The sequence below is a fragment of the Streptomyces sp. NBC_00461 genome (assembly GCF_036013935.1).
Taxonomy (GTDB): domain Bacteria; phylum Actinomycetota; class Actinomycetes; order Streptomycetales; family Streptomycetaceae; genus Streptomyces.
Window position 1 is genome coordinate 4319089 of sequence record NZ_CP107902.1, and the last position, 17539, is coordinate 4336627.

Annotated in this window: 14 protein-coding genes; 8 read left to right on the plus strand and 6 right to left on the minus strand. The window is 72.7% G+C overall.

The genetic code is table 11. The annotated features are described in order from the left end of the window. Positions 1–69: 69 nt before the first annotated feature. A complete protein-coding gene (locus OG870_RS20150; protein WP_266516258.1) occupies positions 70–1074 on the plus strand; it encodes a DMT family transporter in 1005 nt (334 codons plus the stop codon). On the opposite strand, the gene OG870_RS20155 is transcribed toward OG870_RS20150, so the two are convergent. Continuing rightward, the gene (locus OG870_RS20155; RefSeq protein WP_266516260.1) at positions 1009–2001 is read right to left on the minus strand and encodes a helix-turn-helix transcriptional regulator; all 993 of its coding nucleotides are present in this window, start codon (positions 1999–2001) and stop codon (positions 1009–1011) included. The two genes, OG870_RS20150 and OG870_RS20155, sit on opposite strands and share 66 nt — an antisense overlap. 353 nt (positions 2002–2354) lie before the next feature. On the opposite strand from OG870_RS20155, the gene OG870_RS20160 reads away from it, so the two are divergent. Genes OG870_RS20160 through OG870_RS20170 form a run of 3 tightly spaced genes read left to right on the plus strand, consistent with a single transcriptional unit; the run spans position 2355 to position 3548 of the window. After that, on the plus strand, positions 2355–2486 hold the full coding sequence (locus OG870_RS20160) for a hypothetical protein (protein WP_327691221.1): 132 nt from the start codon (positions 2355–2357) through the stop codon (positions 2484–2486). A gap of 4 nt (positions 2487–2490) precedes the next feature. Next, positions 2491–3303, plus strand: coding sequence for a hypothetical protein (locus OG870_RS20165; protein WP_327691222.1), 813 nt, complete (start codon positions 2491–2493; stop codon positions 3301–3303). A 20-nt stretch (positions 3304–3323) separates the two neighbouring features. Further along, positions 3324–3548: a cold-shock protein gene (locus tag OG870_RS20170; RefSeq protein ID WP_266516269.1), complete on the plus strand. Its 225-nt coding sequence runs from the start codon at positions 3324–3326 to the stop codon at positions 3546–3548. Between the two features lie 15 nt (positions 3549–3563). Here OG870_RS20170 and OG870_RS20175 read toward each other — a convergent pair whose 3' ends face one another. Then, positions 3564–6755 carry an amidohydrolase family protein gene (locus OG870_RS20175; RefSeq protein WP_266583742.1) on the minus strand — a complete coding sequence of 1064 codons (3192 nt, stop codon included), beginning with the start codon at positions 6753–6755 and terminating at the stop codon, positions 3564–3566. Between the two features lie 72 nt (positions 6756–6827). Further along, positions 6828–7628: an alpha/beta fold hydrolase gene (locus tag OG870_RS20180; protein WP_266583740.1), complete on the minus strand. Its 801-nt coding sequence runs from the start codon at positions 7626–7628 to the stop codon at positions 6828–6830. 87 nt (positions 7629–7715) lie between these two features. Here OG870_RS20180 and OG870_RS20185 point away from each other — a divergent pair, with 87 nt between their 5' ends. Next, on the plus strand, positions 7716–8747 hold the full coding sequence (locus tag OG870_RS20185) for a phosphotransferase family protein (RefSeq protein ID WP_266583738.1): 1032 nt from the start codon (positions 7716–7718) through the stop codon (positions 8745–8747). Positions 8748–8945: 198 nt separating this feature from the next. Here the strand turns inward: OG870_RS20185 and OG870_RS20190 are convergent, their stop codons facing one another. Next, entirely contained in the window at positions 8946–10151 is a 1206-nt protein-coding gene (locus OG870_RS20190) for an MFS transporter (protein WP_266583737.1), read from the minus strand. Between the two features lie 87 nt (positions 10152–10238). Here OG870_RS20190 and OG870_RS20195 point away from each other — a divergent pair, with 87 nt between their 5' ends. From OG870_RS20195 to OG870_RS20205, 3 genes are all read left to right on the plus strand, one after another. Next, on the plus strand, positions 10239–11225 hold the full coding sequence (locus tag OG870_RS20195) for an ArsR/SmtB family transcription factor (protein WP_266583735.1): 987 nt from the start codon (positions 10239–10241) through the stop codon (positions 11223–11225). A 9-nt stretch (positions 11226–11234) separates the two neighbouring features. Beyond that, positions 11235–11744: a glutathione peroxidase gene (locus OG870_RS20200; RefSeq protein WP_266516285.1), complete on the plus strand. Its 510-nt coding sequence runs from the start codon at positions 11235–11237 to the stop codon at positions 11742–11744. Between the two features lie 68 nt (positions 11745–11812). Next, positions 11813–12679: a MerR family transcriptional regulator gene (locus tag OG870_RS20205; protein WP_266583733.1), complete on the plus strand. Its 867-nt coding sequence runs from the start codon at positions 11813–11815 to the stop codon at positions 12677–12679. A gap of 4 nt (positions 12680–12683) precedes the next feature. Here the strand turns inward: OG870_RS20205 and OG870_RS20210 are convergent, their stop codons facing one another. Together OG870_RS20210 and OG870_RS20215 are read right to left on the minus strand one after the other, a co-directional pair. Beyond that, positions 12684–14543, minus strand: coding sequence for an MFS transporter (locus tag OG870_RS20210; RefSeq protein ID WP_266583731.1), 1860 nt, complete (start codon positions 14541–14543; stop codon positions 12684–12686). Between the two features lie 219 nt (positions 14544–14762). Beyond that, positions 14763–17336 (minus strand): D-alanyl-D-alanine carboxypeptidase, encoded by a 2574-nt coding sequence (locus OG870_RS20215; protein WP_327691224.1) that lies wholly within the window; start codon positions 17334–17336, stop codon positions 14763–14765. Positions 17337–17539: the final 203 nt, after the last annotated feature.

Consider the following 17539-nt stretch of genomic DNA (forward strand, 5'->3'; position numbering starts at 1 on the left):
CGCGTCACCCGCACAGCGGACCGTCCGCCGCCCCGCCCTGTCGCCTGCCCTGTCACCTAGGAGTCCCCCATGCCCGTCCCTGCGGCCCGCCGCGCCTGGCTGACCGATCTGCCCGTCCTGCTGGTCGCGGTGGTGTGGGGCTCCAGTTATCTCGCCGCCAAGGACGTCACCACGACGCGGACCGTCCTGGCCGTGCTCGTCCTGCGGTTCGCCGTGGTGCTGCCGGTCCTGGCCGTCACCGGGTGGCGCAGGCTACGGGCGCTCAAGTGGGCACAGATACGGGGCGCCGGCGTCCTCGGGCTGATCCTGGCCGGGATCTTCCTCCTGGAGACGTACGGCGTCGTGCACACCTCGGCGACCAACGCCGGGCTCATCATCAGCCTCACCATGATCTTCACGCCGCTCGCGGAGAGCCGGCTCACCGGCGTCCGGCCCTCCGGGGCGTTCGTCGCGGCCGCCGGGCTCTCGGTGCTGGGTGTCCTGCTCCTCACGCAGGGCGCCGGGTTCAGCGCACCGTCCCTCGGCGATCTGCTGATGCTGGGCGCGGCCGTGGCCCGTACCGTGCACGTCCTGGCGATGTCGCGCATGCGGTCGGTGCAGGGCGCGGACGCGCTGTCGATGACCACGGTCCAACTGGGCAGCGCGGTCGTGGTGTTCGCGTTGCTCTCCACGGCACCCGGCACCGGCAGCACCCCGTGGGCCGCCGCGGCGGCCTTCGACGCCGGGGACTGGCTCGGGCTGCTCTACCTGTCGGCGTTCTGCACGCTGTTCGCGTTCTTCGTGCAGATGTGGGCCGTACGCCGTACGTCGCCCTCCCGGGTCAGTCTGCTGCTCGGCACCGAGCCGGTGTGGGCCGCCGTCGTCGGAATCGCGCTCGCGGGGGACCGGCCGGGATGGCTGGGGCTGCTGGGCGCGATCCTCGTGCTCGCGGGCACGGCGTGGGGCCGCGGCGCCGCCGCCCCGCAGCAGAAATCAGAGCAGGCAAAGCAGGCAGAGCAGCAGCCGGCGTCAGTCGTCGAGCCATCCCAGCCTGACGGCGCAGACCCCGGCCTGGAATCGGCTGGCCGCGCCTAGCCGTTCGGTCAGCTCGGAGACCAGGCGGCGGACCGTGCGCTCGGAGATCCCGAGTTTGCGGGCCATCGCCTCGTCGGTGAGTCCTCCCGCGAGCATCCGTACCAGCTCACGGTGGCGGCCGGTCGGGTGCCAGTCGCCCTCGGGGCTCGCGGTGGCGGACTCGGTCAGCACCGTGGCACTGGCCCAGCAGTGCTCGAAGATCCCCCGGAACACCCCGACCAGGGTCTCGCTGCGCAGCACGACGGCGGCGATCTCCCCGTCCGCCGTCTGGGACGCGGGCACGATCGCCAGCGAGCGGTCCACCACGATCAGCCGCAGCGGCAGGGTGTGCGCGGTGCGGACCTGGGCGCCCGCGCCGTTCAGCCGCCGCAGATAGGCCGTCATGTGCGGGACGGCGGCCGCCGAGCCCAGATGGACCGTACGGATGCGTACGCCGCGGCCCAGCACGAGCCGGTCGCGTTCGAGCCCCGCCTCGACCATCCCGGCGGGCAGGGCCCGTCCGGGGTGCAGCGAGAGCACCTCCTCCTCCACCCGTTGCGAGGCGTCCTGCAGGGCGGCCGACACGTTGGCCTCGCCGGTCACCACCTCCATCTGCACGGAGGACAGCTCGCGGGCGTGCACCGGCTGGAAGTCCGCGACGACCTGGGCGAGCGCGGAGCGTGTCTGCCGTACGGCGGTCAGCAGGGCGTGGGTGTGCTGCTCCTCGTCGAGGAGCAGATTGCGCAGTGCGGTGTCCGGGGCGAGGGCCGTCCAGCCGTTGCGGTTGTCGGACGACGGCACGAACAGGCCGAGCCGGCCGAGCAGTCGGAGCGCATCGGCCAGCTCCGTCCCGCTCCAGCCACGGCTCCCGGTGAGCGTCTCCGGGCACCACGCGGCGTTGTCGAGAGCGAGACGATAGAGCTCCTGCGCCCGCGCGCGTGCGTCCACCTGGAATCGTCCCCCACCTGATTCACGAGCGCTGTCCCCCTGAAGCGCTCCCTCGTGGATCTTAGGAACGGCCCATCCAGCGGAACAGCCGCGGTCCGCGATACGGACAGCCGAACAGTCCCCCGCCCCGTCCCGTCCGCCCCTGGCCATGGCCGGTTGCGGAACTCCCGTCGGCATAGCCGCGCACGGCCGGCCCGGAACATGCTGATCACACAGCGATCACCGCTGAACACACACGCATCACCCATGCATCACCACGCAGCACCCACGCATCGCCCAAGAACGACGATCTTCCAGGGGGACCCTTCATGTCTGCTTCGTCCGCTTCGGCTGCTTCACATCTCATACGTCGCATGTCCGCGATGCTCGCCACGGCCCTCATCCTTGGCGTCGTCGGCGTCGTCGATGGCGCGCAGGGCCCCGCGACGGCGGGCGCCGAGGCCCGTGTCGTCGCCGCGGGCGGCGACTCGCTGATCTGGGGCTGACCCGGTGACCAGGCCGAGCGTCGCCGTCGTCGCACCGTTGACCGGTCCGCGCACGGCCTGGGGAGCGGTCCTTCTCGACCAGCTGGAACAGATCAGAGCGGTCAGCCCGGATGCCGCCGAGTGGCAGGTGTACGACGAGACACCCGATGTCGCCCGTACCGTCGCCGACGCCGGACACGCGGCGGTCGTCGGCCACACCGACACGGAGGGCGCCCGCCGGGCCCTGCCGGTGTACGAGGCCGCCGGGCTTGTCTGTCTGCTCCCTTTCGTCCGGGCCGGGGCGCCCGCCCTGAGCTGGGCGCCGGACGAGGACGCGCTGGCCCGTACGGTCGTCGAGGCAGCGATGGCCCTGGGCGTGACGGCGCTCACCGTGTCCCAGGACGAGGAACCCGGCTGGACGGCGCTCGGGCGCGCGGTCGCCGAGGAGGCCCGGAGCGCGGGGCTCACCTCGGGTCCCGGGGGCGCGCTGGCCGTGCTGGCGCCGCAGGACCGGTTCGCACGCTTCGCGCGGGGTGCGGGTCCCGTGCTCACACCGGCGGACTGCGGGCTGAACTCCTTCACCCGGCTGCGGCACGCGGCAGCAGAGCGTGAGGTGTGGGCCGTCCATCCCCGGATGTGCGCGGTACGCCGGGTCCAGACCGCCGTCACAGCCCTCGCGGGCTCCCTCTCGGGGGCTCCCGCCCTGCGCGGAACGGCACTGGCGGACGCCGTACGGGCCCGCTCGGGAGCCCTGCTCGCCCGCGGGGGAGCACCCCTGGACGACGGCTGGCTGGTCTCCCGGCTGTCCTGGACGTGCCCGGTGAGGGACCCGCTCTGACCGCCCGTAAGGTTCCCTCCATGGTGACTGCGACCGTCCGTGAGTGGCGGGACGAAGAAGGGTGGGGAGTGCTCGACTCCCCCGAGACTCCCGGCGGGTGCTGGGGCCACTTCTCCGCCGTCCACATGGACGGGTTCCGGTCGTTGTCGGCCGGACAGCGGGTGGACCTGGAGTGGGAGGCCCCCGGCTTCAGGCAGGACGGGTACGACTACGTCGCCCTGAGTATCGTGCCCAGGCCCGCCTGACCCCGACGACTCGCTCTACATGCCGTGCCCGTCGCAGCACCCGTCCCTGCGCATCAGTCGGCCCGTCTCCAGCCAGTCGTCCCGGGATACGGCTGTATGCCGGGCGGTCGGCTCGAAGGCGGAGACCAACTCCTCGGTGGTGTACGGGACTCCGCCCCGCAGGACCGCGACGGTGCGGACGAGGGTGGTGAAGTCCGTGAAGGGGTCGCCGTCGATGACCGTCAGGTCCGCGATCTTGCCCTCCTCGACCGTGCCGAGGTCGTGGTCGACGCCGAAGAGGCGGGCGGGCAGGACGGTCGCGGTGCGCAGGGCCTGGGCCGGGGAGAGACCGCCCCGGTGCAGGGCGCGCAGGCCGAGGTGGAGGGACAGGCCGACGGGGACGAGCGGCTGGTCCGTGCCGAGGGCGACCAGTCCGCCGGCGGCCAGGATCCGGCGGTAGATGTCCGTCTCCGTGCGGAGAGTGGCGAGTTGGGCCGCGGTGGGCGGGACGCCGGCCGACTGTCGCACGGCGGCCGCGTCCCACGGGGGCATGACCACCGTGACCCTGGGATCCTCGGCGAGGGCGGGGTCGGCGCCGAGGAGGGGCGAGGCGGTGAAGGGGGTGGCGATGAGCGAGAAGTGCACGGCGTGCGCGGTGTAGATCTCCAGCACGTCCTCGTAGGCGCGGCCCGCGGCCGTGATGGCGTGGCCGAACTCGGCTCGCTGCGTGGCCTGCAGATGGGTCGTCAGGTCCTGGCCGAGCTGGACCCCGGGCGAGAGGAGATGCCCGCCGGTGCGTACGCCGAGGCGTTCGTGGGCGAAGCGGGCGGCTTCCTCCATGACCCAGCCGGGCGCCCGGACGTACGTCTTGACGAAGTCCCAGTCCAGGGCGGCGCCCCGCTCCAGTGAGCGGCGCAGCCCCTGCCGGGTCCGGTGGGCGCGGCCCATGCTGTAGGCGACGCGTGCGCCGTCGAGGAGTTCGCCGGTGGTCAGCAGCCGCGGCCCGGCGAGTTCTCCGGTGGCCACCGCCTCCCTGATGCGGGCCTGTTCGTACGCGAAGCCGCCGAGGGAGACGGCCGTGGTGATGCCGTAGGTGAGCTGGCCGGTGGTCTGGCGGCCGCCGTAGGTGCTCTGCCAGGGGTGGGTGTGGGTGTCCCACAGGCCGGGCACGACGGTGCGGTCCGAGGCGTCGATGCGGCGGAGGGCGGCGGTGCGCCCGGAGCGGTGGGGTTCGACCGCCGTGACGCGTCCGCCGCGTACGACGATGTCGGCGTCGTCGCGGGTCGTCTCGCCCGTGCCGTCCCACAGGCGCCCGGCGTGCACCACCAGGTCGGCGGGTGCGGGTCTGGGGGCGGCGAGGGGGACGCGGACGGTACGGGCCGGGCCGCCGTCGACGCCGACGAGCCGCAGCCGGGCGCCGGACAGGTACAGCAGGGTGGTGGAGTCGCCGGACCAGGAGGGGTGGTCGGCCGGTTCGGTGGTGAGGGTGCGCAGGTCGCCGCGCGGGGTGCCGTCGGGGTCGACGGGCAGCAGGCACAGCGCCGACTCGACGATCACCGCCATCCAGCGGCCGTCGGGCGACCAGACGGGCCCGGAGTCGTACCGGTCGGCGATCGACGTGTGCGGCGCGACGGTGTGCAGGCGGTCGGTTCCGGTGGCGGTGTCGATGATCCGGATGAGGTTGTAGCCCTCCCGGAAGCGGGAGTTGAGGCGGTTGCGGTCGCAGAGGGCGAGGTGGCGGCCGTCGGGCGACCAGCTCGGACGGCCGGGCAGCCCGCCGCCGCCGAGGGGTGCGGCCAGGACGCGTTCCTCGCCGGACGTCAGGTCGCGGACGAGCAGTCTTCCGGTCAGGTCGAGACAGGCCAGCCGCTGTCCGTCGGGGGACAGCGCGGGGTGGACCCGGCCGCCGGTGGCGAGCGCGGTCTCCTCACCGGTGGCCAGATCGTGGCGGTACACGCCGAGGAGTCCGTCGCGGTCGTCGGCGTGGACGAGGGAGCGCCCGTCCGGCGCCCAGGTGGGCGCGAGGAGATAGCGGGTGCGGGCCGCCCTGTGCAGTCGCCTGGGCGGACGACCGCCCGAACTGCCGGTGAGCCACAGGGAGTTGAGGGCGGCGAACGCGATCTGCCGGCCGTCGGGCGACAGCGCGGGCAGGTGGATGCCGCGCGCGGGGCGGGCGTGGGCCGCCTCCCCGAGGTCGTACTCCTTGGTCTCGTACCGCGGCCGCCGCACGGGGAGCACGCCCTCGAAGGGCAGGGTCTCCGGCTGCCCGGGACTGTCCGGGCGTACGAGGGTGAAGGCGCCGTCGAGGGTGAGGAGCAGCTCTCCCGCCGGCGTCCAGCGCGGGGGCACCGGGGCGATGTCGCCGGCCACCGGGACGGGCCGGCCGTCGACGACCAGGGTGCAGGAGGCGTTCGGTGGGGCGGTGGTGCGCAGATGTGCCAGGCGGCCGTCGGCGGCGACGGCGGGGGTCATGACCTGCGTGCCCGCGGTCTCGGTGTGCCGTGTGGCGACCGGGCCGGTGCCGTCGGCGGGCACGGCGGCGATGGTACGGGCGTCCAGGCCGGTGCCCAGCGGGGTGGCGACGGGCTTCGCGCGGACGAACAGGATGCGGGTGCCGTCCGGTGACCAGGTGGGGTCGAAGTCCTCCCAGGGACCGTCCTGCAGGGGGCCGTCCTGGCCGGTCAGGCCCGTGATCCGGGTGATCCGGCCGGTGCGCAGGTCGAGGACGTGGAGGCGGTACGGGCTTGCGCTCACCGGGCCTTCGGGGTCGCCGCCGCGCTCGGAGGCGAAGGCGAGCCGGGTGCCGTCGGGCGACCAGGCCGGGCCGCGGTCGTCCCAGGGGCCGTCGGTGCGCTGCGTCAGGCCGGAGCCGTCGGGGCGGACGGTCCACAGGTGGAATCCGCCGCCCCGGTAGGCGCAGAACGCCACGTGGGCGCCGTCCGGGGAGTGTGTGGGCCGGCCCGGTTCGAGGTCCGGCGGGGTCAGCGGCCGGGCGGTGCCGCCGCTGCGGGGCAGGGACCAGAGCACGCCCTGCACCTCGGCGACCAGCCGGTCGCCGCCCGGGGCGAGGGTGGCCGAGCCGTTGGTGGCCCGGGTGAACGTCAGGAAGGGGGTGCCGGTGTGGGGGCGTGCCGCTGCCGGGACGGCGCCCACGAGGGGCACGGTGCCTGCGGCGGCGAGGAGTTGACGGCGGGTCGGACGGAAAGTGGGGGTCCGGTCACGGTCCATGGCAGTACACACTGGCGTACCGGCCGTCTCTCGTTCAACGGCATCCCCGGCCAACACTGGATCACTGCCGGCTCACTGGGGCCGAGTGACGGGGGCGCGGCGGATCGGGAGCATCGTGGGCGCCGGGTCCTTGGTGAGGAAGTCGAGTACGAGGGTGTTCACCAGGGCCGGCTTCTCGATCGGCACGGCGTGGGAGGTGCCGGGGACGACCGCGAGTTCCGAGGCGGGGATCGCCCGGTAGAGGTCGATCGTGTGCTCCAGGGTCATCATGTCGTCGTCCCCGACGAGCACCAGCGTGGGCGCGGTGATGCGGGACAGGTCGGCCGGGGTGAGCGCCGGTTCGACGGCGAACATGTCGGCCAACTTGCCCAGTACCACCGGCCAGTGGTCGGCGCCGTCGGGTGACACGGCCGCGTACATGTCGCGCAGCGCCGCCGTGAAGGGGCCCTCGGCCGTCATGTCGTCGAGCATTCCCGGGTCCGCGAGGATCTCGGGCGTGGGGCGGAAGTTGGCGCCGATCGCCACGACCTTGCGGACCAGGTCGGGGCGGGCGAGAGCGACGAGCAGGGCCACGATCCCGCCGTCGCTCCAGCCGACCAGGTGGGCGGGTCCCCGCACGACCCTCTCCAGGAAGTCGACGGTGTCCTCGGCCATGTCCCCGTACGACAGCGGGCCGTCCACGTCGGGGGTGTGGCCGTGGGCGCGGCGCTCCGGGAGGTACAGCCGGTGGGACGCCGCGAGGTCCGGCCGCTGGGCCGCCCAGGTCTCGTTGGTGCACAGCCCTCCGTGCAGGAGGAGCAGCGGCTCGGCGTCCTCGGGTCCGTCGGTCTCGTACCACGTCCTGACGCCGGGCAGTTCCGCGTATGCGCCCATCGTTCGCCACTTCCTTCGCACAGGTGGTCACGGTTGCCACGGTTAATACAGATGATGCCCCGGCGCCCGCGGTGATGAGATGGAGCGATGCAGGGTGACGTGTCGCAGGTCGTCGATCGTGGGCGCTATCCGGAGGCCGTGACGCCCTGGGAGCGGGAGGAGTGGCGGGCCGCCGCGGTGGGGTGGGTGAGCGCCGCGCTCGCCGCACGGGGGCTGCGCGAGAGCGGCCCGCGGCAGGTGCGGCTGCGGCCCTGGTCGGTCCTGGTGCGGCTGTCGGTCGGCGAAGGCGTCGCCGTGTGGTTCAAGGCCAATCCGCCCGGCAGCCTGTTCGAGGCCGGGCTCACCCGGGCGTTGGCCGGGTGGGCTCCGCGGCAGGTGCTGAGGCCGCTCGCCGTCGACGCCGACCGGGGGTGGTCGCTGCTGCCCCACGGCGGGCGGCGGTTCGCCGATGTGCTGGAGGCCGGGGAGGCCGGGCCCGAGGCGTGGGAGGAGATGCTGCGGCAGTACGCCGGCCTGCAGCGCGCCCTGATGCCGCACGCCGCGAAGATCGAGTCGCTCGGGGTGCCCGGGGCCCGTACGCGCGCGCTGCCCGATGTCCTCGACCGGCTCGTGGCGGAGAACGAGGCGCTGACGGACGGGGAGCGTGCCACGCTGGCCGGGCTGCGGCCGCGGATGGTCGAGTGGTGTGCGGAGCTGGCGGAGCTCGGCATCGGGGACTGTCTCGATCACGCCGATCTGCACGAGGGGCAGGTCTTCTTCGCGCCCTCCACAGGCCGCTTCACCTTCTTCGACTGGGGCGACGCCGCCGTCTCGCACCCGTTCTGCAGTTTCCTGGTGCCCGCCCGCCAGGCCGTCGAACGGTACGGCGCCGACGTACTCCCCCGCCTGCGGGACGCCTATCTGGAGCCCTGGGCGGCCGACGGGCACACGCTGCTGGACCTCCGTCGCGCCCTCCGTCTGGCCTGGCGGCTCGGTCCGATGGGGCGGGCCTGGTCCTGGGGGAGGCTCTTCCCGGGCGCGTCGGACGGCACGGGCCTGGCGGGCGGCACCTCAGCCGCCCGTTCCCTGCTGGACCTGACGACCGAGCCCCCTTTCGCCGAGGGCCTGCGCGAGGCCTGAACGCGCGAGGCCGGGGCGGCGCCAAGCGCCACGACACCGGCGTGCGGGCGTGCCGTCGTTCCGTCGTGCGCGTACTGCCCTGTGCGGCCTGGCCAGTTGGCGACATGGCCGACCACCGGGCGCGCGCTGCCAGGACTCGCAGGACCCTCACGTCGTGCCCCGGAACCGCGCCCGCGCCCGCACCACGGCCGGCCCCGCCTACGACTCCTGCGGGGCCGGGGCCGGGGCCGGTGCCGCATCCGCCGACCGCCCTCGGACGGCAGCCGCCGCCAGCGCCAGCGTCGCGCACACCGACGCGAGCGCCATCAGCGCCATCGCCGTGGCGGGCGAGGTGAGTTGGGCCACCGAGCCCGCCAGGGTCGCGGCCACGCCCTGTGCCGTCAGCATTCCGGCCGAGTGCAACCCGAGGGCGTGGCCGCTGAGTTCGTCGGGGGTGAGGGCCATCAGGCGCTCCTGCTGGACCAGGCTCGCGCCGAACCCGACGGAGGCGACGCACGCGGCCGCCGCGGCCCAGTACAACCCCGGCCGCAGCGCGAAGAGCAGATACGGCGCGGCCAGCAGCAGGAGCAGCGGAGTGGCCAGCCTGGGCCGCAGCGCGGGCGGTACGAGGCGGCCGACGGTCACGTCCCCGACGAACATGCCCAGCGCCCCGCAGGCGAACAGCGCGCCGGCGGCGTGGGGGTCGTAGGAGACGTAGAGGGACTCGCAGCCGACGACCAGGCCGTTGGGGATCCACAGGCCCAGGTAGGTGAGGCGGCGGGGGCGCGAGGACCACAGCAGACCGTTGGTGCGCCAGGTCGCCGTGACGGACGGGCGGCCCGAGGAACGCGGCGGGCGGGCGGTCAGGCCCAGGCGGGTGGCGAGGGCCGTCGTGGCGTAGAGCGTCGCCGCCAGGAGCAGACACGCGCGGGGAGTGAGGACCGTCAGCAGGATGCCTCCGGTGGCGAATCCGGCGATCTGCATGAGCCCGGAGAGCATGTTGAACACCGAACGCCCCAGCAGATAGCCGTCCTTGGAGAGGATCTCGTTCAGCAGCCCCCAGCGCACTCCCCCGCCCAGCGAAGCGATCAGACCTTGCAGGAGTACGACGCCGAAGACCGCGCCGATCGGCAGTCCGGGCAGCGCCAGCACCGCCGTACCGGCCGCGAAGGCGAGACCGATGCCGGTCAGCGTCGACCGCGGCGGCAGCCGGTCGGCGCCCGACAGCAGAAGCGTGGCCCCGAGCACCTGCGCGAGCTGCGGCCCGAACATGCTCACCGCCGACAGCAGCGGCGAGTCGGTCGCCCGGTAGACGAGCGTGCCGAGCGCCAGGGAGCCGATCGTCTGGGCCGCGGTGTGAGCGGCGGAGGACAGGAAGAACGGGGTGAACTCCGGGGTGCGGAAGAGGTCTCGGTAGCTGCGCATGCGGGAAGTCTCGGAAGGGCCGGAGAGGATGGTTATTGTTTCGCGCACACGCGAAACATCCGGACTGCGGAGGACGGCGGAGGACCCATGGGCTGGTGGCAGATGAACGCCGACACCCTCGCCCGCAGCCGTTTCGTCCTCTCCCCGCTCGCCGAGACCTTCGCCTGCCTCCAGCTGCTGCACCGGGGCGAGCCCGCCCACCCCGGTGAACAGGCCTGGCTACGGACCCACCTGCCCGCCTACCGGGCCCGCCTGGCCGCCGACCCGGTGACCGCGTGCCTCGTCCGCGCGGGCCTCGGCCGCGGCTGGATCGCCGACTTCCTCTCGCCCACCCCGAGGGACGGCGAGACCATCGAGGAGGGAGTGGCGCGCGTCCGGTCCGCCGACCCCGCCCAGGCCCGGGCCGACATCACGATCGCCCTGGAACGCGGCCCGCTCCCACCTGAGCTGGACCGCGACGACCTTCCGTCCCGCGCGGCGGACCTCCTCTCCTACGTCTGGACCGAGACCGTACGGCCGTACTGGGACCGGCGTCGGCGCGTCCTGGAGGCGGATGTGGTCGCCCGGACCGCGCAGGTCAGCCAGGGAGGCTGGGCGGCGGTGCTGGACGCGCTGCGGCCGGGCCGCACCCGCTGGCTCGGCGAGAACCGCCTCCAGGTCAACCTGCACGAATACCCGCCCCGCGAGATCTCCGGCGCCGAGCTGGTCTTCGTTCCGGTGACGCCCAAGGCGGGCTGGGTGTCCTGGGAGGAACCGGACCGGTACGCGATCATCTACGCCTGCGAGGGCGCCCTCGCCGACCACACGGCCCGCCCCGCCCCCGCGAGCCTGGCGGCCTTGCTCGGGCCCGCCCGCGCCGGTGTCCTCGCCCTCCTCAGCTCTCCTCTGAGCACGAGCCAGCTCGTCGCCGTCACCGGCCAGGGCCTCGGCTCGGTGGGCCGCCACCTGAAGGTCCTGCTGGACTCGGGGCTGGTTCAGCGCAGGCGCTCCGGTCGTTCGGTGCTGTACTCGCGGACCGCGGCCGGCGACGTCCTGACGGAGGCCCAGAACCGGCACGACATGTACCGGAGTTAGCATCCGCTCATGACGACTGCAGACAGCAACGGCGCCGCTCCCCTCGACGTGGAGATCGACGCCCTCCAGGGTGGTTCCGCCGATCTCTCCCAGTACACCGGCAAGGCCGTCCTCATTGTGAACGTGGCTTCCAAGTGCGGGCTGACCCCTCAGTACACCGGCCTTGAGCGCCTCCAGGAGCGCTTCGCCGAGCAGGGCTTCACCGTCCTCGGCGTGCCCTGCAACCAGTTCATGGGGCAGGAGCCGGGCAGCGCCGAGGAGATCGCCGAGTTCTGCTCGGCGACGTACGGCGTGACCTTCCCGCTGACCGAGAAGATCGAGGTGAACGGCGACGACCGGCACGCCCTGTACGACCGCCTGGTCGGCTTCGCCGACGCCGAGGGCCACACCGGCGACATCCGCTGGAACTTCGAGAAGTTCCTGATCGGCCGGGACGGCAAGGTCCTCGCCCGCTTCTCGCCGCAGACCGAGCCGGAGGCGGCGGAGATCGTGGCGGCGGTCGAGGGCGCCCTCGCGTAGCGATGTGTTGACCTTGCCCCTGGGGCAGGGCCGAGCGTCCTGGTCACCGGGCGGAAAGGACCCGTCCGGTGACGGAGGATGCTGAGGTGGACGACGAACTGCTCACCATCGGCGCGTTCGCGGCCCGGTCGCGGCTTTCGGCCAAGGCGCTACGGCTGTACGACCGCCTCGGCCTGCTGGCACCGGCGCACGTCGACGAGGCCAGCGGCTACCGCTACTACCGCGCCGGCCAGGTGGAGCGGGCCCGCCTTGTGGCGCTGCTGCGGCAGCTCGACATGCCGCTCGCCCGGATCGCCGGGGTGGTCGAGGCGGACGGGGAGGCGGCGGCCGACCTGCTCGCCACCTACTGGTCGGACGTCGAGACGCGCATCGCGGGGCAGCGGACGCTCGCCGAGTACCTCCGTGGACGGCTGTCGGGGAGGAGCTCCGAGATGTACGGAAAGTTCGTGGTCGAGACGGTGGATGTGCCCGAGCAGGTGGTGATCACCCAGTCCCGGCACACGCTGCAGGACGAACTGCCCGCCTGGATCGGGGCGTCGCTGGATCGCCTTGAGGAGGCGGCGGGCGCCTGCGGAGGTGCCGCGGGAGCGCCCTTCGTCGTCTACTACTCCGAGGTGTCCATGGAGAGCGACGGGCCCGCGGAGTCCTGCGTGCCGATCGCGGACAGGGCGGCTGCCCGGTCGTGGGCCGAGCGGCACGGGAGGGCCTGGGAGACCACCGTGCGGGTCGAGCCGGCGCAGCGGCTGGCGTACACCCGGATCACCAAGGCCCAGGTGGCCGCCCCACAGATCGGAGCCGCCTTCGAGGCGGTGGAGCAGTGGATCGCGGCCCAGGGGCTCCGGCAAGCGGGTCCGTGCCGGGAGATCTACTTCGCCGACTGGGACGCGGCGGGACCCCAGGACGCGGTGTGCGACGTGGCGTTCCCGGTGACGTGAGACGTCATTTCAGCTCGTCCGGGCAGGGCGTGCCCCGCGGCAGCGTGTAGGGCGCCGCGAGCCGGTACGTCCCCGGGTGCGGAGCGTTCAGCATGGTCCACCGGTCGCCGTTGGCGTCCTCCTCCGTCTCCATGAGACAGCCGTTGACGTTGTCGTACGTCTTCGGCGTGTTCTCGGCCCGGTGCTTGGACGCCTGCGTCTCCTGGGGCGACTTGAGCTTCTTGCCCTGGGCGTCGACGATGCTCAGCCACGGCGAGTACGGGATGCGGATGAGGATCCGGCCGGCCTTCTTGACCTGCATCGTCATCTCGCCCTGCTCGGCACGCTCGACCACGGCGTTGGGCTCGGCGAGCGGGGTGGGGTCGGTGACCTTGAACAGCTGCCAGTTGGTGTCGCCCCACATCTGCTTCAGATACGGCATGCCCCGCTGGACGAGCTCCCGCTCGCGCTCCCCGCCGTCACCGTCCGGCTTGCCCTTCGGCAGGACGACGAAGTGGACGGACCAGCGCTGCAGCCACTCGTGGTAGTTCGCCGAGTTGAGCGTGTCGTCGTAGAAGAGGGGGTTGCGCTCCATGTCGGCCTGGCGGTTCCAGCCGCGGGCCAGGTTGACGTAGGGGGCGAGGGCGGAGGCCTCGCGGTGGGAGGCGGCGGGGACGACCTCGACCCGTCCCTTCTCGGCGCCGACGTCCTGGAGCTCGTTGACGAGGGGCGCGAGCTCGCGCGCCCAGGAGGCGGCCGGAGTGGTGTGCACGACGTCGTCGACCGCCTTGAAGCCGATCCAGCCGTTGAAGCCGACGCACGCCATCACGGTGACGTACCACTTCCGCGAGCGCGGGACCGTGAACGGGAGCGCGGCGAGCAGCGCGACGCCGGCGAACAGCATCGCCAGGCGCGTGATGTTGGAGCCGATCTGCGAGCTGACCAGCCAGACCGCGAGGACCGAGAGGCCGTACACCGCGGACGTCAGGCGGACCGTCGTCCAGTCCTTCGGGACGAGCACGAGGACGAGGACCGCGCTCAGGAACGGCAGTATCACCGAGCCGATCGTCATCGGCTGGGTGCCGGAGAAGGGGAACAGCCAGGCCGAGACAGCCACCACCGCGGCGGGGCTGAGCCCCAGGGCCCAGGCGCCGGGGCGGCGTTTCTGCAGGAACAGGGCGACCGCGACCAGCCCCACGAACAGACCGGCGACCGGTGACGACATCGTCGCCAGCGCGGCCAGCGGGGCCGCGCACAGGGCCTTCGCCCACCGTTTGTAGCGCCACCTGTACGGCCAGCAGAAGACGACGGCGACCGCGCCCAGCGCGAACACCGTGCCCAGACCGAAGGTCACCCGGCCCGAGGCCGCGTTGCACAGGAACGCGAAGACGCCCGCCAGCGAGGCCCACAGCGGGTTCTTCACCGACCGGCTGCGGATCAGGATCATCGTGAGCAGACCGGCCGAGACCGTCCCCGCGATCATCATCGTCGTACGGACGCCGAGCACCGACATCAGATACGGCGACACCATGCTGTACGACACCGGGTGCATACCGCCGTACCAGGCGAGGTTGTACGCCGAGTCGGGGTGCCGGCCGACGAACTCCGCCCACGCGTCCTGCGCCGCGAGGTCGCCGCCGCCGTTCGCGAAGGTGAAGAACCAGACGAGGTGCAGTACGCCGGACAGGGCGGTGACCGAGAGCACCGGGTGCCGCAGGAGCCGCTCACGCAGGGCGAGGACGGCGTGTGTCACCGCCTGCTTCACCTGCGGCGTCGTACGACCGTCCTCGTGGCTGTCCTCGCGCGGTACGGGCACGCGTATTCGCGGGCCGGTTCCCGGGCCCGGATCGGCGTCGTCTGCGCGTGTCGGCTCCGCAGTGGCCACCTGAAGGCACTCCCCGTGGTGTCCCGTCTTCTGTTCTGGGACGTGTTCCGTTGCCCGCCGGTTCGCGGCTGCGTCCCCGGGGATTTCCCGGTCGCGTCCCGTGAGCGGCGGCCTGCCCCGATTCGCGACGCTAGCACGCACCCCGCCGGGCAGCGCCCTGGTGGGCCCACCGACGGGATGCGGGCCGCCCCCCCGGTGGACGGGGGACGGCCCGCCGGGTCAGCCGAGGCGCTTCAGCTTGGCGGCGAAGTCCGGCTCGGCGAGATCCTTCTGCAGCGCGACCGGCACCTTGACCGCGCCGCTGGTGCCGTCGCCCACGGTGAGCGTGCCCACCCGGGTGCCGGCCTTCGCGGTGTGCGGTACGTCGTCGGCGGCGAAGGACAGCCTCACCTTGAGGCCGGCCCAGCCGACCGCCGTGACGTCCTTGGTGAGCACGATCGGGGTGTGGCCGCCGAGCTGGTCGTCCACGTACCCGACGACGTCGCCCTTCTTGAGGATCTTCGTCGAGGTCAGAGCGTCCTGCGCGGCGAGCATGGCCGTCTTGCTGACCGCGTTGACCGTGTCGATGATCGGCGCCGTGTGCTGGCCGAGGATCGCGCCGACCACGGTGACCGTCTCGCCGCCGACGTCCTTGGTGGCGGCGAAGAGGAGATTGCCGCCGGCCTTGGAGGTGGTACCCGTCTTGATGCCGATGGCGCCGTTGTAGGGGACGAGCCGGTTGTAGTTGTCCCACTTCTTGCCGGACGGGTCGATCCAGCTGGGCAACTTGGTGATGTCCATCAGGGCCGGGATCTTCACGAGTTCGTTGCCGAGCTTCACCTGGTCCTCGGCCGAGGAGACGGTGCTCTCCTTGAGACCGGACGCATCGGTGTACGTCGTGTTCTTCATGCCGAGTTCCTTGGCGGTGTCGTTCATCTTCTTGATGAACGCCGCCTCGGAGCCCGCGTCCCAACGGGCCAGCAGGCGCGCGATGTTGTTGGCCGACGGGATCATGACGGCCGACAGCGCCTGCTTCTCGGTGAGGACGTCGCCCTTCTTGACGGTGTTGAGGGTGGACTCGTTGGCCTTGTCGTAGCCGCCCTCCTTCTCCGCCAGCGCGTCGACCGTGATCTTCTCGCCCTCCTGGCCCGGCTTCAGCGGGTGGTCCTTGAGAACGATGTACGCGGTCATGGCCTTGGCGACGGAGCCGATCGGGACGCCGGCCTGCTTGCCGAAGTTCCCCATCGTGCCGATGCCGTTGACATCCATCCAGCCCTGGCCGTCGGTCGGCCACGGGAGGGCGGCCTTGCTGCCGTCGAAGCTGTACGAGTCGTCGGCGGTCAGCGCGAGGGTGGGGGTGGGCAGCGGGCGCGCGGCCTGCACGATCGCAAAGACGATCACGAGGAGCAGCACCAGCGGGGTCCAGATCTTGACCCTGCGGACGATCGTCCGGACCGGGGTCTCCGGCGGCGGCGGTGTGTTCGTCAGCTCGGCCAGCAGATCCAGCGGCGGCTTCGGCGGCAGGGGCTGCTGGGCGGTGCGCTCGGGCCCGACCTGCGGCACCTGGGCCGTGGCGTCCGCGGGCTTCCTCGTGGGCGGCTCGTCGAGCGGCTTGAGCGCTACGAAGGTGCTGGTGCGCTCGGCGTCGGACGGCTCGGAGGTCTTCCCCGGAGCCTTCGCGGGGCTCTTCGCCTGGTCCTTGGCCTGGTCCTTGCCCTGGTCCTTCTCGGCGGCCTTGGCGGCGGCGCCGAGCTTGAGCATGGTGGTGGGCTGGTCGACCTGGCGCGACTTGGCGGGGAGCTTGAAGACGGCGGTGGGCTGATCGACGTGCTTGGCACCGGCTCCGTCCTCGGCGGACCCCTCGGGGTCGCCGTCCTGGGACTCGGCCGAGGCGTCATCGTCGGGTTCGGCGTCGGCGTCTGCCGGGGAGTCGGCGGCCCCGGGGGCATCGCCCTCGTCATCGGCAACCGTCCCGGACGTCTCGTCCGCTTCCGCTTCGGCCTCGTCCGTCGCAGCACCCTCGGACTCGTCCGGCACGGAGTCCTCGGGCTCGTCGGGCACGGAGTCCTCGGGCTCGTCGGGCACGGAGTCCTCGGGCTCGTCCGGCACGGAGTCCTCGGGCTCGTCCGCGTCGCCGGCGTCCGTGTCGGAGTCGGACTCGGAGCCGGTGTCGGTGTCGACCTGACCGTTCTCCGCCGAAGCGCTGTCCGCGTCCCCGGCGTCCCCGGAATCATCGGCTCCGGCTGTCTCAGTGGCCGTCTCCGGGCCCGTCGCGCTCTCCGGGTCCTGGGAGTCGCCGGAGCGAACCCAGGCCGCCACAGCCGCGCGCAGCCGGTCGTCACCGGGCGGACCGCCCGCGTCACCGTCCGTCGCGGGGGTGTCGGCAGCGTCGTCGGCCGGCGCGTCGGTCACTTCAGGACCGGCCGAGGCGTCGTCAGCGGAAACGTCTCCGCTGCTCGCGGCACTCGTCCCGGAATCCCCGGAATCCCCGGAGTCGCCGGAGTCGCCGGAGTCGTCCGAAGGTCCGCCGTCCGGGTCCCCGGCGCCCTCGACCTCGCCCTCCGTCTTCACATCCCGTACCGAGAAGACCCGCGTCGCCGTGTCCACGCCTCCGCGCGCCCTGGCCTCGCCGGTCTCCCCGCTCTCCCGGGACGCCGAGCCGCCGGACGCCTCGGCGTCCCGGGCCACGGCCAGGCGAGGATCACGCGCCGTGCGTTCCTCGGTGCGGGCTTCGGGAACCGGGCCCGTGCTCCCCGACGTCGGTTCTACCGACGACTCACGCTGCTTCGACCTGTCGGGGGACTCGCCCGCCACCGATGCCTCCTCCGTGCCGCACGCTTTCCGTGCGTCTACCGAACCGTAAACCGCCCGAAACACCGCCCGCACGCGCTGTCCGAACCATGTACCAGTGTCCTGTGTGCGGGCTTAACCACTGCGGTAGACGAGAACGACATACCTACCGGTTCCCTCACAAACAGGTCACGCACCCTCGACAGACCAATGTGAGAGGGGTCACC